The 12,843-nt window shown below is 59.4% G+C and carries 19 protein-coding genes; 7 read left to right on the top strand and 12 right to left on the bottom strand.

Translation table 11 applies throughout. The annotated features are described in order from the left end of the window. Positions 1-148 precede the first annotated feature (148 nt). From V6M90_RS21155 to V6M90_RS21140, 4 genes are read right to left on the bottom strand one after another with little or no spacing between them, the layout of a single operon-like run. The gene (locus tag V6M90_RS21155) at positions 149-1,486 is read right to left on the bottom strand and encodes a 4Fe-4S binding protein (protein ID WP_003174543.1); all 1,338 of its coding nucleotides are present in this window, start codon (positions 1,484-1,486) and stop codon (positions 149-151) included. After that, positions 1,483-2,316, bottom strand: a complete 834-nt coding sequence (locus tag V6M90_RS21150; protein ID WP_332847090.1) for an FTR1 family iron permease — start codon at positions 2,314-2,316, stop codon at positions 1,483-1,485. Before V6M90_RS21150 ends, V6M90_RS21155 begins: the two co-directional genes overlap by 4 nt. A 9-nt stretch (positions 2,317-2,325) precedes the next feature. Next, positions 2,326-2,649 (bottom strand): cupredoxin domain-containing protein, encoded by a 324-nt coding sequence (locus tag V6M90_RS21145; RefSeq protein ID WP_003174541.1) that lies wholly within the window; start codon positions 2,647-2,649, stop codon positions 2,326-2,328. Continuing rightward, positions 2,649-3,179 carry an iron transporter gene (locus V6M90_RS21140; protein ID WP_003174540.1) on the bottom strand — a complete coding sequence of 177 codons (531 nt, stop codon included), beginning with the start codon at positions 3,177-3,179 and terminating at the stop codon, positions 2,649-2,651. Before V6M90_RS21140 ends, V6M90_RS21145 begins: the two co-directional genes overlap by 1 nt. Before the next feature lie 178 nt (positions 3,180-3,357). Between V6M90_RS21140 and V6M90_RS21135 the strand changes: the two genes are divergently transcribed. Next, on the top strand, positions 3,358-3,567 hold the full coding sequence (locus V6M90_RS21135; RefSeq protein ID WP_003174539.1) for a DUF3079 domain-containing protein: 210 nt from the start codon (positions 3,358-3,360) through the stop codon (positions 3,565-3,567). On the opposite strand, the gene V6M90_RS21130 is transcribed toward V6M90_RS21135, so the two are convergent. Both V6M90_RS21130 and V6M90_RS21125 read right to left on the bottom strand, forming a co-directional pair. Continuing rightward, positions 3,556-3,828 (bottom strand): hypothetical protein, encoded by a 273-nt coding sequence (locus V6M90_RS21130; protein ID WP_332847089.1) that lies wholly within the window; start codon positions 3,826-3,828, stop codon positions 3,556-3,558. The genes V6M90_RS21135 and V6M90_RS21130 overlap by 12 nt on opposite strands. 76 nt (positions 3,829-3,904) lie before the next feature. Then, the gene (locus tag V6M90_RS21125) at positions 3,905-4,381 is read right to left on the bottom strand and encodes a hemerythrin domain-containing protein (RefSeq protein WP_078825005.1); all 477 of its coding nucleotides are present in this window, start codon (positions 4,379-4,381) and stop codon (positions 3,905-3,907) included. A 315-nt stretch (positions 4,382-4,696) separates the two neighbouring features. Here V6M90_RS21125 and V6M90_RS21120 point away from each other — a divergent pair, with 315 nt between their 5' ends. Beyond that, positions 4,697-4,903, top strand: coding sequence for a PLDc N-terminal domain-containing protein (locus tag V6M90_RS21120; RefSeq protein WP_078733511.1), 207 nt, complete (start codon positions 4,697-4,699; stop codon positions 4,901-4,903). Between the two features lie 62 nt (positions 4,904-4,965). On the opposite strand, the gene V6M90_RS21115 is transcribed toward V6M90_RS21120, so the two are convergent. Both V6M90_RS21115 and V6M90_RS21110 read right to left on the bottom strand, forming a co-directional pair. Then, entirely contained in the window at positions 4,966-5,526 is a 561-nt protein-coding gene (locus V6M90_RS21115; protein WP_003174533.1) for a type 1 glutamine amidotransferase domain-containing protein, read from the bottom strand. A gap of 30 nt (positions 5,527-5,556) precedes the next feature. Continuing rightward, a complete protein-coding gene (locus V6M90_RS21110) occupies positions 5,557-6,060 on the bottom strand; it encodes a DUF4142 domain-containing protein (RefSeq protein WP_003174532.1) in 504 nt (167 codons plus the stop codon). A gap of 193 nt (positions 6,061-6,253) precedes the next feature. On the opposite strand from V6M90_RS21110, the gene V6M90_RS21105 reads away from it, so the two are divergent. The 3 genes from V6M90_RS21105 to V6M90_RS21095 are packed head-to-tail and all read left to right on the top strand — an operon-like array spanning position 6,254 to position 7,646. Further along, complete coding sequence (locus V6M90_RS21105; RefSeq protein ID WP_003174531.1) at positions 6,254-6,478, top strand: hypothetical protein; 225 nt, start codon at positions 6,254-6,256, stop codon at positions 6,476-6,478. Positions 6,479-6,480: 2 nt separating this feature from the next. Next, positions 6,481-6,912, top strand: a complete 432-nt coding sequence (locus V6M90_RS21100) for a DNA methylase (RefSeq protein ID WP_332847088.1) — start codon at positions 6,481-6,483, stop codon at positions 6,910-6,912. Beyond that, positions 6,909-7,646 carry a DUF72 domain-containing protein gene (locus V6M90_RS21095; RefSeq protein WP_332847087.1) on the top strand — a complete coding sequence of 246 codons (738 nt, stop codon included), beginning with the start codon at positions 6,909-6,911 and terminating at the stop codon, positions 7,644-7,646. Before V6M90_RS21100 ends, V6M90_RS21095 begins: the two co-directional genes overlap by 4 nt. On the opposite strand, the gene V6M90_RS21090 is transcribed toward V6M90_RS21095, so the two are convergent. Both V6M90_RS21090 and V6M90_RS21085 read right to left on the bottom strand, forming a co-directional pair. Next, positions 7,611-8,396: a DeoR/GlpR family DNA-binding transcription regulator gene (locus V6M90_RS21090; RefSeq protein ID WP_141065080.1), complete on the bottom strand. Its 786-nt coding sequence runs from the start codon at positions 8,394-8,396 to the stop codon at positions 7,611-7,613. The two genes, V6M90_RS21095 and V6M90_RS21090, sit on opposite strands and share 36 nt — an antisense overlap. A 379-nt stretch (positions 8,397-8,775) precedes the next feature. Beyond that, positions 8,776-9,702 (bottom strand): alpha/beta hydrolase, encoded by a 927-nt coding sequence (locus tag V6M90_RS21085; protein WP_003174528.1) that lies wholly within the window; start codon positions 9,700-9,702, stop codon positions 8,776-8,778. A gap of 162 nt (positions 9,703-9,864) precedes the next feature. Here V6M90_RS21085 and V6M90_RS21080 point away from each other — a divergent pair, with 162 nt between their 5' ends. Together V6M90_RS21080 and V6M90_RS21075 are read left to right on the top strand one after the other, a co-directional pair. Beyond that, a complete protein-coding gene (locus tag V6M90_RS21080) occupies positions 9,865-10,710 on the top strand; it encodes an SDR family NAD(P)-dependent oxidoreductase (protein ID WP_003174527.1) in 846 nt (281 codons plus the stop codon). Positions 10,711-10,738: 28 nt separating this feature from the next. Then, positions 10,739-11,326, top strand: coding sequence for an NUDIX domain-containing protein (locus V6M90_RS21075; protein ID WP_003174526.1), 588 nt, complete (start codon positions 10,739-10,741; stop codon positions 11,324-11,326). Between the two features lie 55 nt (positions 11,327-11,381). Here the strand turns inward: V6M90_RS21075 and V6M90_RS21070 are convergent, their stop codons facing one another. Then, positions 11,382-11,765 (bottom strand): hypothetical protein, encoded by a 384-nt coding sequence (locus V6M90_RS21070; RefSeq protein WP_332847086.1) that lies wholly within the window; start codon positions 11,763-11,765, stop codon positions 11,382-11,384. Position 11,766: 1 nt separating this feature from the next. Further along, the coding region (locus tag V6M90_RS21065; protein WP_332847085.1) for an RHS repeat domain-containing protein at positions 11,767-12,843 on the bottom strand (1,077 nt) is incomplete at its 5' end.

The raw sequence follows: 12,843 nt of genomic DNA, 5'->3' as shown, positions 1-12,843 counted from the left end.
GCATAGGTATCTACACAACTTCCGCTGAACGAAAAATCAAGAGCCAATGGCTGTTGTGGTGATCGGGCGGTGCGACGATTCGACAACCCCGCACACCACAGGGAAGATTTTGCATTTTTCGTAAAGGCCGAACCCATATCAATCGTCACTAAACAACAGATAGGTACTCAATCAACCCCACCCCCAACACCGCAACCATCACCCCAGCCCAAGCACCCCACCGCGATTCCACCCCATCCAGCTGCCGCCACCCCAACCACAAACACCACCCAATCGCCCCGACCAAAACCCCCACCCGAACCGGCTGCACCCAAGCCAATACCCACCCCTCATACCGCAACAACTTCACCGTCGTCGCCGACAACCCCAAAAACAACCCCGCACCACCCAAGGGCGTCAAGGTCAACGCCAGTGGCCGAAACAGTGCACGATCACCCGCCACGCGCGCAGCCAGGTGCAGCAGTAGCCAGCATGCGCCACCGAGCAGCAATGAACTGCCTGTCAGATACAGCACGATGCAAAAACCGTCGAGCCAACTGAAGCTGTCATTGAGCTGCGGATAATGGGTCAGCAGCCACCACGGCGCATTGTCCTGCAGTGGCCATAACCAGTCGTGGCCCACCAGCCATTCGGCCAGGCTTTGCTTGAGGACGATGAACCACGGGCTGGCGGTCCAGTGGAACGCGCCCATGGCCAGGCCGATCACACCAAACAGCAACAGGCGCGCGTCCCACACCGAGCCGGGTTGGCGCGGTGCCTGGAGGATTTCCTGGTTGCACGAACGCGCGATCAATTGCACGGCACCCCGTTGTCCGCTGCAGCGGCCGCAGGCGTGGCAGTCGCTGGCGCCTTGCAGGCGGCGGATGTCCAGCAGCGGTGCGCAGTTGGGCAGTGGCAGGCGTGGGGCGGTGTTGGCTTTCCAGCGTTGTTGATCCACCGCGAAGTGCACTGGCGCCAGGCGGGCGAGCAGGGCGAATACGCCGCTGACCGGGCACAGGTAGCGGCACCACACACGCTTGCCGCGTACGAACAGCAGGCCGACGATCACCGCCGCCACGGTCGAGCCGCCAAGGATCAGCAAGGCCGCCTGGGCGTAGTCATAGACGCTGATCAACTGGCCGTAGAGGGTGGTCAGGCAAAAGCCCAGGGTAGGCCAGCCGCCCCAGCGCAGCCAGCGGGGTATGCCCAGGCCACGGCCGTGCTGGCTGGCCCATTCGCTCAACGAACCTTCCGGGCAGAGCACGCCGCACCAGAGGCGCCCGAATAACACCATCGACAGCAACACGAACGGCCACCAGATACCCCAGAACAAAAATTGCGCGAGCAGCGTCAGGTTGTTCAGCAGGCGCGCCTGGCTGTCCGGCAGCGGCAGCAGGGCCGGCACCACCAGCAGCACGGCGTACGCCAGCACCACCGCCCATTGCACGGCACGGATCAGCCGGGCATGGCGGCGCATGCCATCGCCCAGCTGTTGCAACCAGCTCATGCCCGTGACCGGCGCAAGCCGTTGCCCACCACCAGCCAGTAGCCCAGCAGCACCAGCAAGGTGATCAGGCTGGGCGCGGCGCGGTAACCGGCAAAGTCGGCGAGCAGTGCGCCGACGCCATGGCTGTCGCTGAGCAGGGCGCTGCTGTCCCAGCGGCTTTCACCGAAGGCGTTGTAGACCCAATCGGGCATGTCCATGGCCAGCAGTTGCCCGCTGATGCGGTCCACGGCGGCCACCAGCAGGGCGCCCCCCAATAGCAGCAACAGCGCTTCGCTGAGGGCGAAAAAGCGCGACCACGAGATATAACGCCGGCTGCTGCGCAACAGCATTACCGTGAGACCGGCCAACACCAGGCCCAGCACACCGCCGATGGCGAACAATCCCAGCGCGGTGTCATGCAGCCGCGCGCCGGCACCGTAGAGGAACACCACGGTTTCGCTGCCTTCGCGACTCACCGCCAACAGCGCCAGCAGCATCAGCCCCCAACCGCCCTGATGGGCCAGGCGCTGGTCGGCTTCGCTCACCAGGGTATGCTTGAGGGTGGGTGCGTTGCGGTGCATCCAGAACACCATCTGCACCATCAACCCACTGGCCACCAGCGTCATGAGGGCTTGCAGCCATTCGCCCTCGGCGCCGGTCATGGTCTCGCCGGCCCACAGCATCAACCCGGCCAGGCCCGCCGAGCACAGCAGCCCCGACAGCACCCCGGCCCAGAGAAAACGGGCCAGGCGTGAATGGCCGTTCTGGCGGTTGATCCAGGCTTGCAAGATGCCGATCACCAACAGCGCTTCGACGCTTTCGCGCCACACAATGAACATCGCTTGATTCATCAACGGCTCCTAGTCGGCGCGGATGCTGCCTTCGGGCAGTTGTGGGTTGAACTCGTCGAAGAAGGGATACACACCGGGCTTGAGCGGGTGGATCACCACAAAGGTGGTCACTCCGGGCGACAAGACTTTCTCCACGCGCAGCGGTGTGCTTTCGAATTCGGCAGGCCCGGCGCCGACATTGTTGAGCAGGATCTTGAAGCGCTCGCCGGCCTTGACCACCAGTTGCGGCGGGGTGAAATGGCCGTCTTGCAGGCTCAGTTCATAGGTGGGCAACGCCGCCGCCAACGCCGCGCCATTGAGCAGCACACCGCCCAACAGCAAAACGCGGCGCATCAGTAGCCGCCTTTTTTGCCGATGCCGGCGTAGACGAATTCGTACTGCACCTCGCAGCGTTCGAACCAGGGCGCCACGCCGGTTTCCTTGTCGGTGTGACGGCCCAGGGAGTGGTGGCCGGTGGGCGGCAGCACCCTGAAGGTGAGGGTGTATTTGCCGGGGCCTTGCAGCTTGACGTTGTCGCCATAGTGCGGCCCGTCGTTGGCGACCATGGCGTGGAAGTCACCGCTGATCGGCGTGTCGCTGCCGTGTTTTTTCAGCGAGAACGACAGGTTCAGGTACGGCACGAAACTGCCTTCCTGAAAGCCCTGGGCATTGTCCGCCGTGGCCCGCACATCGGCCTCCAGGTGCACGTCGGAATCGGCGGTGGCGCGCATCATGCCGGCCGGGGCCATTTCAATCGGTTGCAGGTACACCGCGCCGATCTCCAGACCGGGGCACGGTTGCGGTTCGCCGATGGGGTACTCCTTGGCGAGCGCCGCGGAGGTGGACAACAGCAGGACGATCGGTAGCACAGAGAGGGTACGCATAAGGGTTTCCAGACGGGTGAGAAGAGGAGCCCGAGTCTAGAAAGGTCTGGCGTAAACAATAATGATTCTTGTCAAGTTCGGACGATATTTCATGCGTGCCAAGCTTGATATCGGTCAAGGCGGGGGGTGGCACTCAGGGGTAGGGTGGTGATGTCGCCCTTCGGTAAGGAGCACTGTAATGGCCAAGCCTTTCCCGCTGCACCCTAAACACCCCGAGCGCATCTGCTGGGGCTGTGATCGCTACTGCGGCGCCACCGACCTGGCCTGCGGTAACGGTGCCGACCGCACCATGCATCCGGCCGAGATGCTCGGCGACGACTGGTACGAATATGGCGACTGGGGCCTGGCGCCCGAGCCGCCGAGTGCGGATGAGCCGTCAGCTGCCTGAGCGCGGTTTTTGCTGGCGGTCTTTATCGGGAGCGGCAGGCTTGGAGGTCTTTTCCTGTTGTTTGTCGGTGTCCTGGTTTTTTTTGTCGCTGTCGGAAGGGCTGCTCGGGTAATTCCCCGGCGGCAGGGCAGAACCGGCAGCGCTGTCGCCGGCCAAGGTGTTGGCCGCTGGTGTGGGGTTGTCACCAAACGCGGCGAGGGCGGGTGAACCGGACAGGGCTGTGAGGCACAGAGCAAGCAGCATCCTTTGCACGTACTTCATGATTCAATCCTCTTGATCAAGAACCGGAGCCTTTCCAACAACGGGCCCCGGTGGCGGAACCAGGCGACAAACAGCGTCAGGCCGCTATCGGCTTGGCGCTCATGGTTTTTTTATACGCAGCTTTCATGGCTTCCATTTCGGCACCCAGCTCTTCAAGTTGCGCTTTGCCCAGCAGTTTTTTCGCTTGAGGGAACATCTCGGTTTCCTCTTCTTCGATGTGATGCTCCAGCAACTCCTTGACTACTTTGACCCGGCCGGAAAACTCGGTGGTGGACGGTTCGGTCTGTTTAAGGTCAGGCAGTACCAGGGTGTCAACGGTGCGGTGCTCTTCCTTGGCTTCGTGGTACATGATGTCCTGTTCCTTGCCACCGGCTTTACGGAAGGCGGGGTAGAGAATCTCTTCCTCGAGCTTGGTGTGCAGGGTGATTTCCATCTCCAGCTTGGCCAGCAGTTCGGTGCGCTTTTTCACGCCGCGCTCGGTGGACTCGCTCAGTTGGGCCAGCAGGGCTTTGACACGTTCGTGGTCGGCTTTGAGAAGGTCAATGGCATTCATGATGAAACCTCACGGTCTGGGTTCGGGCACGTCGAAGTGCGCGCCTCGTCGGGTAGACGGTTGCATCAGGTGTACCAACTTGAGTGACGGTTTAAATCCTATGTTTATCAATGGGTTGTATGAATATTATGACGCTGGGTATCGTGCAGCTTGCATGGTCGGGTGCGCAGCGGGATTGCATTACACCGTTCCCGTTCATGGCCACCCCTTGAGTGCTTGATGTTCTCTGTGAGCCGCGAGCACACCCCTGTGTAAATCCGATGGAACCCTTGGCGCAGATGTTTGACTTAACCCATAGACCTCAGGAGGTGAAGCATGCAAATAGAATATGTCTGGATCGGGTTGGCGGTGATTCTGCTGCTGTTGGAATTGTGGGCGATCAATGTGGTGTTGCGCAGCACCGGCGGCTGGGAGACCAAAGGCTTATGGTTAGTGGTGCTGATTTTTGTGCCGTTGTTGGGGCTGATCGCCTGGGCGATGTTCGGGCCCAAACGCGAGATGGCAGACTCGCGTAAAAGCTGACGTGTGAAGCGGATAGCAAACAGGCGCCCCACGGGCGCCTGTTTACGTTCAGGGTTCAGCGATCAGCCAGCCAGCGCCTGGGCAATCGCCTCGTTGAACGCCGGCAAGTCATCCGGTGTGCGCGAGGTGATCAAGGTCCAGCCATTGGCTTTGCATTGCTTGACCTGGGCATCGACCCAACCGGCGGCGCCGGCGTTTTCCAGGTCGATGCGCACGCTTTTATACGAGGTCAGGGTCTTGCCCTGAACCACGCCCGCATCGATCAGCGTCCAGGGGCCGTGACAGATGGCCGCGATGGTCTTGCCGGCGTCGGCGAAGTCCTTGATCAAGCGCAGTGCCGCCGCGTCCTGGCGCAGGGTGTCAGCGTTGACGGTACCGCCTGGAATCACCAGCGCGTCAAAATCGCGGCTGACGACGTCCGACAATTGCACGTCGGATTCCACGGTCTTGTCCTTTTCGGTATCACCGACAAACGTCTGGGTGGTGCCGCCCTTGCTGGAACCGTGGGTCACCGTCGCGCCAAAATCGCGCAGTGCTTGCAGAGGCTTGAGCAACTCGTCGCGCTCGATGCCGGTGTTGGAGGTGATGATCAGGATTTTTTTACCGTTGAGTTGCGAGCTCATGTGCGGATGTCTCCTGTGCTAATGAGTGGATTACTTGGCGTATTTGCTTTGCAGCTCCTTGGCCATTTTCAGGTGTTTTTCCAGGGTCGGCAGCTTCTCGCTGGCGAAAGCCTTCAGCTCGGCGTTGTCCGAGGAAGTCGACTCTTTCTTGAACAGCTCGACGGCTTCTTCATGGGCATTGACCTGGTTGTTGGCGTAAGCCTTGTCGAACGATTCGTCGCGCATCTCAAGGATGGCTTTCTTGGCCTTGTCCATCAGGGCGGCATCGTCCGGCACTTCAAGATCGTGTTTTTTGGCCAGGGCCATCAACTCCTGGTTGGCTTTGGTGTGATCGTCGACCATGTGCTGGGCGAAGGTCTTCACGTCAGCCGAACTGCTCTTTTGCAGGGCCAGCTTGCCAGCCTCGACTTCGGTGATACCGCTTTGCGCAGCCTTGTCGACGAAGTCATTGTTGGTTGCCGCCATGGCGACGGAAATCGAACCGGCAACCAGTGCGAAGGTCAGGCCCATCTGTTTCATCAGCTTGGTAGTCATGGTGTAGCTCCTTGTGGATGACGTGATGTCGTTACCTGAAAGTTGAGCGAAGGTGTGCGTAAAAGGTTTAATTTTTTTTGATTTTTTCGCAGGCGGCGAAGTGGAAAATTGACTTGAACTATCCAAATGTGGCGGGCTCTGCTGCATAAGTGCCTGCTGTTTTCGTGGGCCTTAGACTGCCAGGAGACTCACCATGACCGATCACAACCCTGCCGACAAAACCCCGGAAGCGATCAGTTCCGAACACGCGCAAGAGGGCCGCGAGCGGGCGTCGAAGGGGCAGACCCTGGAACATCCGAATCCGAACACGCAAACGGTCGACAAAGTGCTCACGCCCACCTCGATCAAAGACACCGAGCGCCAGACCGACGCTATCAATGAGCGGCTCGACAAGGCCGAGCGCAAGCTGGACCGCTGAGCATGGCCAAGGCTATTTCGGCGTCCGAACTGAGCATCCAGCTCAAGCCCGGAGATGACACCAGCCTGTTCAAGTGGTTTATCGCCAGCTTCCTGATGGGGAAGCGCATCCAGGCACCGATTGCCGCGCAGGCGTACAAGGTGATTGTGCAAGAGCAGGGCTGCGACACCGCGCGTAAGTTGCAGCACTGCACATCGCGAGAGCTGGTGGCAATGCTGGGGCGCGCCCATTACGTGCGCTACGACGAAACCACTGCGCAGCGCCTGCTGGACCTCAGCGCCAAGTTGAACTCCGAGTATGCGGGCAAGATCACCCAGGTGCGCAGCGCCAGCGCGGACCGCCAGGCGTTTGAGAAGCGTCTGGCCGAGTTCGATGGTGTGGGGCCGAAAACCATCGAGATTTTCATGCGCGATGCGGCGGCGGTGCTGTTTTGACGGCATCGCTGTATGTGGGATGCGCGGGCTGGAGCTTGCCGCGTGAGCACTGGCCGGCGTTCAGCGAGGAGGGCACGCATTTGCAGCGCTATGCGTCGCGCTTCAACGCGGTGGAAATCAACAGCTCGTTCTATCGTCCCCACCTGCCGAAAACCTATGCGCGTTGGGGCCAATGCGTGCCGCCAGGATTTCGTTTTTCGGTGAAGGTGCCCAAGCGCATCACCCACGAGTTGCGCCTGCAACAGTGTGAAACCGCGCTGGATGAGTTTCTCGAACAGTGCCTGGCATTGCGTGAACACTTGGGGTGCCTGCTCGTGCAACTGCCTCCCTCTTTGCGCTATGAGCCTGCCAGTGCCTGTGTATTTTTCAGCGCATTACGCGAGCGCTTTGCTGGCCATGTGGTGCTCGAACCGCGCCACGCCAGTTGGCTGGCGGCGCAGTCGATGTTGCAGGATCTGCACATAGGGCGGGTGGCCGCCGACCCACCCGTGATTGACGCCGCTCCCACCTGCGCCGGCTGGCAAGGCGTGCGCTATTGGCGCCTGCATGGATCGCCGCGCATCTATCACAGCGCCTATGGCCCGGAGCGTGTGCAAGCCTTCGCGCGACAATTGGAACAGTCGGCCGCAGCCGGCATTGCGACCTGGTGCCTATTCGACAACACCGCCAGCGGTCACGCCGTCGCTGACGCCCTGTACCTACTCGACCTCAACTCGCAGCACTTCCAGGCCTAGCTGCTCATACACCTCCACACCCGGCACATGCCACTCGGTGATCAACGTGTGAATGCGACTGCACGGCGCCACCACAAATGGCTCCACCGCGCCGAGCTTGTCCGCCATGGTCACTGCCACCACGTGTGAGGCACTGTCGAGCAGGGCTTGCTTGACCGCCACTTCATCAAAATGCAGCGTGCTCATTCCCACCTGCGGATGCAGTGCGCACACGCCGGTAAACAGCAGGTCGGCCTTGATGCTCTGGATCAGACGGATCGCTTCATGGCCGCCAGTGGAGAGCGTGGCCGGGTTGAGTGGGCCGCCGGCCAGAATCACCTTCACTTCTCGATGGTCGGCCAGGGCGATGGCGATCATCGGCGAGGTCGTGACCACCGTCAGGCGGATTGAATGCGGTAATGACTGGGCGATCTGCAGCGTGGTGGAGCCGGAATCGAACAGCACGATCTGGCCGTCTTCGACGCGCTCCGCCGCCCGTTGTGCAAGGCGCCGCTTGGCCTCATTGGTTTCACCAACGCGGGTAAAAAAATCCTTGCCGGTGTCTTTTGGCCGGGGCAGGGCGCCGCCATGGACTCGCTGCAGCAGGCCGGCGGCGGCAAGCTCGCCGAGGTCGCGGCGGATGGTGTCCTGGGACACGGCAAAGTGATCGACCAAGTGCGAGGCGGTGACTTTGCCATCGCGCTCCAGCAGCAACAGAATCTTCTGTTTGCGCAAGGAAGGCAGGTCAATGGCTTGATGGGTATCGTGCATGTTTGTGCGCTATTTTGCGGGTTTGTGCGAGATTAATCTGCGCTCTCTATAAACGCAATGGCCCCTGGACGACATCGCAGAATACGTCTGCGTGGCCGCCAATTGCAGCGCGATGGGTATAACGATATACGTGAGATGAATTGCGAGATTTTGGTGCCGGGGACATTCCCGGAAAGCATTGAATCAGCAAAAAAATCGTAAAAAAATAAAAAGAGTTGTCCACGAAAACCGTGGGTATCTCTGTGGATAACTTTGCGAACGCCCGGCTGGCTTGGCGATTTAACCTGCGGTTAATATTTGATCAGCTACCGATTTGGGCCAGCATGGGCAGGGTTTGCGCTTGACAGCCAAGCGCTAACCCAGTGCCGAAAAGCACCTTTTATGAGTCGCCGTTCCGGCTTGTGGCGTGTGTGACAACCTGCGCCGGCATCCTGGCCTGCATCAGGTTATCGAGCGCCTGTCGATAGCTGCGACCCGCCAGGCTCATGCTGTTGTTATGGCTGGCACCGGGCACCAATAACAGCCGTTTAGGTTGCTGGGCTGCTTCAAACAATTGCTGGCTGAAACGCGGTGGCACGTAGCGGTCGTCAAGGCCGTGCACCACCAGCAATGGCATATGGATATCGGCAATCTTGTCGATGGAGTCGAACTTCTGCGACAGCAACCAGCGCACCGGCAACGAGGTATTGGCCACCGCCGTGGCCACATCCGCCAGGGACGTGAAGGTGGACTCGATCACCAGCCCGCGCACCGGCAGCGGTGTTTGCCGGCCCAGTTCCGCCGCCAGATCGATGGCTACGGCACCCCCCAGCGAATGCCCGTAGATCAGGCGTTTGCCCGGGTCCGGCTGCAGCACCTGGAAACGTTCCCAGGCGATGCGTGCATCTTCGTACACTGTGGTTTCCGAGGGCAGGTCACCTTTGCTTTGGCCAAAACCGCGATAGTCGATGGCCAGCACCGAATAGCCCAGTGCATGCAACTGCTCGATCCGAAACAGCTGCCCGGTGAGGTTCCAGCGCACACCGTGCAGGTAAAGGATCGCCGGAGCGTCCTTCCTGTCCGCCGGGTACCACCAGCCGTGAATGTTCTGCCCCGACTTGAAACGGGCGGGTTTGAGCTCGAACTCCTGCACCGCCTTGGGCAAACCGCTGTACCAACTGGCGGTGCCCGGCTCGATGCGAAACACCAGCTCACGCTCCTTTTGTTGCAACACGCTGCAACCCACCGGCAGGCCAACGATCAACACCGCCATGCACAGCAGGGGGAGCCAGCGCAGGCGCAAGCGCGACAGAAAACGAGAAGACATGAAGGTTCCAGGGCGAAGGTGAAGCAGGGTTTTTACCAGATGGCCTGCACCGACAGGTATAAATTCGACGGCCGTTGAGGGTGATTGCTTGCAAAGTGTTACAGCGTTGAACAATCCGTGTACAGGTTGTTAGGGTAGACAGCCGAACAGGAGAGCAAGCACATGGATTTCACAGGTAAAACTGCCATCGTCACCGGCGGCGCACGTGGGTTGGGCCTCAGCTATGCACGGGCCCTGGGCCGTTGCGGTGCGCGGGTGGTGATCAGTGATATCGGCGCTGACAGCGCCGGTGCAGGCAGCGATGCGTCAGTGGTACAGACGGCGGCCGCAGCGTTGCAAGGCGAAGGGTTGACAGTGGTAGGGCATGGCGGCGATTTGTCCACCGAAGCGGGCTGCCGACAACTGGTGGCCTGCGCCATCGAGGTATTCGGGCAGCTCGATATCCTGATTCACAATGCTGGTTGGGTGGGGTACCAGAACATTGCAGAGCTTGACGTCACCTTCCTGCAGCGCGCCATGGACATCAACCTGTACGCGCCGCTGTGGTTGTGCAAACACGCCTGGCCGCACCTGCTGGGTTCAGCCGCGCCGCGCATCATCCTCACGACCTCTGACCGTGCGATGTACGCGCAGTATGAGCAGACCGGCCTGGTCGCCTACAGCGCCGGCAAGATGGCGCAACTGGGCATCATGAACGCGCTGGGCCATGAAGGTGCCGAAGCCGGGATTCGGGTCAACGCGATCTCGCCGGTGGCCAAGACGCGTATGTGGGGCGTGACTGAGGAACCCGACGAGCTCAAGCCGGAGTGGGTAACGCCGGGCGTATTGTTTCTGGCCTCCACGCAGTGTGAGGATACGGGCTACATCCTGCGGGCCAGCAATGGTCAATTCACCGCCACGCGCTTCACTGAAAACCCCGGTGTGGAGTACCCGCGTAATCTGGCCCGAATCAAGGCCGACAGTGCTGAAGAAGTGGCAGCCGCGTGGGCTCGCATCAAACAAGCGTAAACCCGATTATTTCCTTTAAGAGCCAGACATGGACAACAGCCCCGTTCGCATCACCGCCGAAGAAACCCTCTCGGATAACTGGTACCTCCTCAAGAAATACAGCTTCGACCTGCGCCGCCGCGACGGCAGCTGGCAAGCCCAGACCCGCGAGGTGTACGACCGCGGCAATGGCGCGACCATTCTGCTGTACAACCGCGAGCAGCGCACGGTGCTGTTGATTCGTCAATTTCGCATGCCAACGTTCGTCAATGATTACCCCGGTTACCTCATCGAGACAGCGGCGGGGTTGCTGGACAATGCCAGCCCCGAGGAGCGCATTCGCCTGGAGGCCGAGGAGGAGACCGGCTATCGCGTAGGACATGTGGAAAAGATCTATGCGGCGTTCATGAGCCCTGGGTCGGTGACGGAGCGGATTCACTTTTTTATCGGCGAGTACCAGCCGGGGGATCGCGTGAGCAGTGGCGGTGGGCTGGAGGAGGAGGGCGAGGATATCGAGGTGCTGGAGCTGGGGTTCGAGCGGGCGCTGGGGATGGTGCAGAGCGGGGAGATTGTGGATGGGAAGACGATTATGTTGTTGCAGCATTTGGAGTTGCGGATGTTGAAAGAGGGGTGGTGAGTCGGCAATTTCGGGTGAGTGAATTGTGAGCGAGCTTGTTACTTTTTGTACGCAGTTAAATATTGGTGGGGTAGAGCTGAATTTTTGTTGTACTCACTTCAACAAAGCCTGAATTTTCAGCTGGCGCCTCATCAAATTCAATGAGAATTACTGAGTCGCCGAATTTTAACGCCGCGCATTCTTTATCTTTACCTTGAATTAACTCTGCTGTTACTAGAGTTACGCCGTTTATGACGGTGATATGGGGCTTTTTTGCTATTGCAGGCCTGATGTTTTTTCCCCAGGAAAAAATATCATCCAGATTGATTTCTACATCCAGAATTTCATTAATTTTTGGAGCGGATCCGCTCCATGACGCAGTGGCATTTCCAACCGGCGATTGGAATTTCACATGCATCGTGTCTTTGTCAATAAACGCTTCGGTAACTCGTATTTTCATTTTATTTCTTCGGTAGTGGGACTCTTACAACGGTGTTATCGACGTTCATGGTGTTGGTTTTAAGCTCAAACGTCCATATTTCTTCATGGTAGTGATGCTTGCTCGGCTTACTGTTCATTTCATGAGCACCATAACGAATGCTTCGTTTCGCGTCGCTAGAAACTATTCTGTCACGATCAGCGTTGCCAGTCCTTGGGTTGATGTTTGAGTGAGGACCTGGCCCCAAAAACTCATCCCATTTTCGAATGGTTTCTTCTGGCTTAACTGGTTTGTTGGCATAGGTCTCGTTGTGATACCCAATTTGAGGGGCAGTGGATGAGCTGATGGAGCCGGGTGCCTCGCTCTCATTAACTGCACTTTTTACGAATGGGTTTTCAACATTGTTGCTCGGCTTACACTTATCTCCACCAGGGCAGGTACTCAGCCCTAGCGGGTCTACCCATCCGATAGGATTGGGCACGTACTGGTAGGCGTTAATCCCACCCGCCAGCTTCACCGGGTCCGGCGTCAGGTAGCGACCAATATCCGGACTGTAGTAGCGATGGCGGTTGTAGTGCAGCCCGCTTTCCGGATCGAGGTACTGGCCTTGGAAACGCAGCGGGTTGTCGATTTTTCCGATGTCGAGGCGGCTAATTTGACCGTAGGCGCGGTAATGGGCGGACCAGACCATTTCTCCGTCTGGGGCGGTCAGCTCCTGGGGTGTGCCGAGGTGGTCGAGTTGGTAGTGGTAGGGTTTTGTTTCCTGTGGACCAAAGCCTTCCAACAGGGCCAAGGGCCGGAAACTGTCCGGCTCGTAGAGGTAGCTGCGATGGCGGTCCGCATGGTGCTCGGCGATGAGTTTGTCGCCTTGCCAGAAAAATTCAGTGGTGATGTCGTTGACGGTTTTGCTGATGCGCCGCCCAAACGGGTCATAGCGGTAACTCGCGGTCTGGCCGTTGGGCTGGGTGAGGCCAATCAACCGGTGTTGGCAGTCGTAGCGGTATTCGGTAACGAGTTGATGACCCTTGCCGCGCCGTTCGCGGATCAGGTTGCCGAAGGCGTCGTAGTCGTAGTGCCGATCACCCTGAATCATCAACCG

Origin of the sequence: Pseudomonas lactucae, from assembly GCF_036688725.1 — a bacterium.
GTDB classification, from domain to species: domain Bacteria; phylum Pseudomonadota; class Gammaproteobacteria; order Pseudomonadales; family Pseudomonadaceae; genus Aquipseudomonas; species Aquipseudomonas lactucae.
Note: the sequence above shows the minus strand (reverse complement) of the source record. Positions and strands in the feature narration are given on the sequence as shown.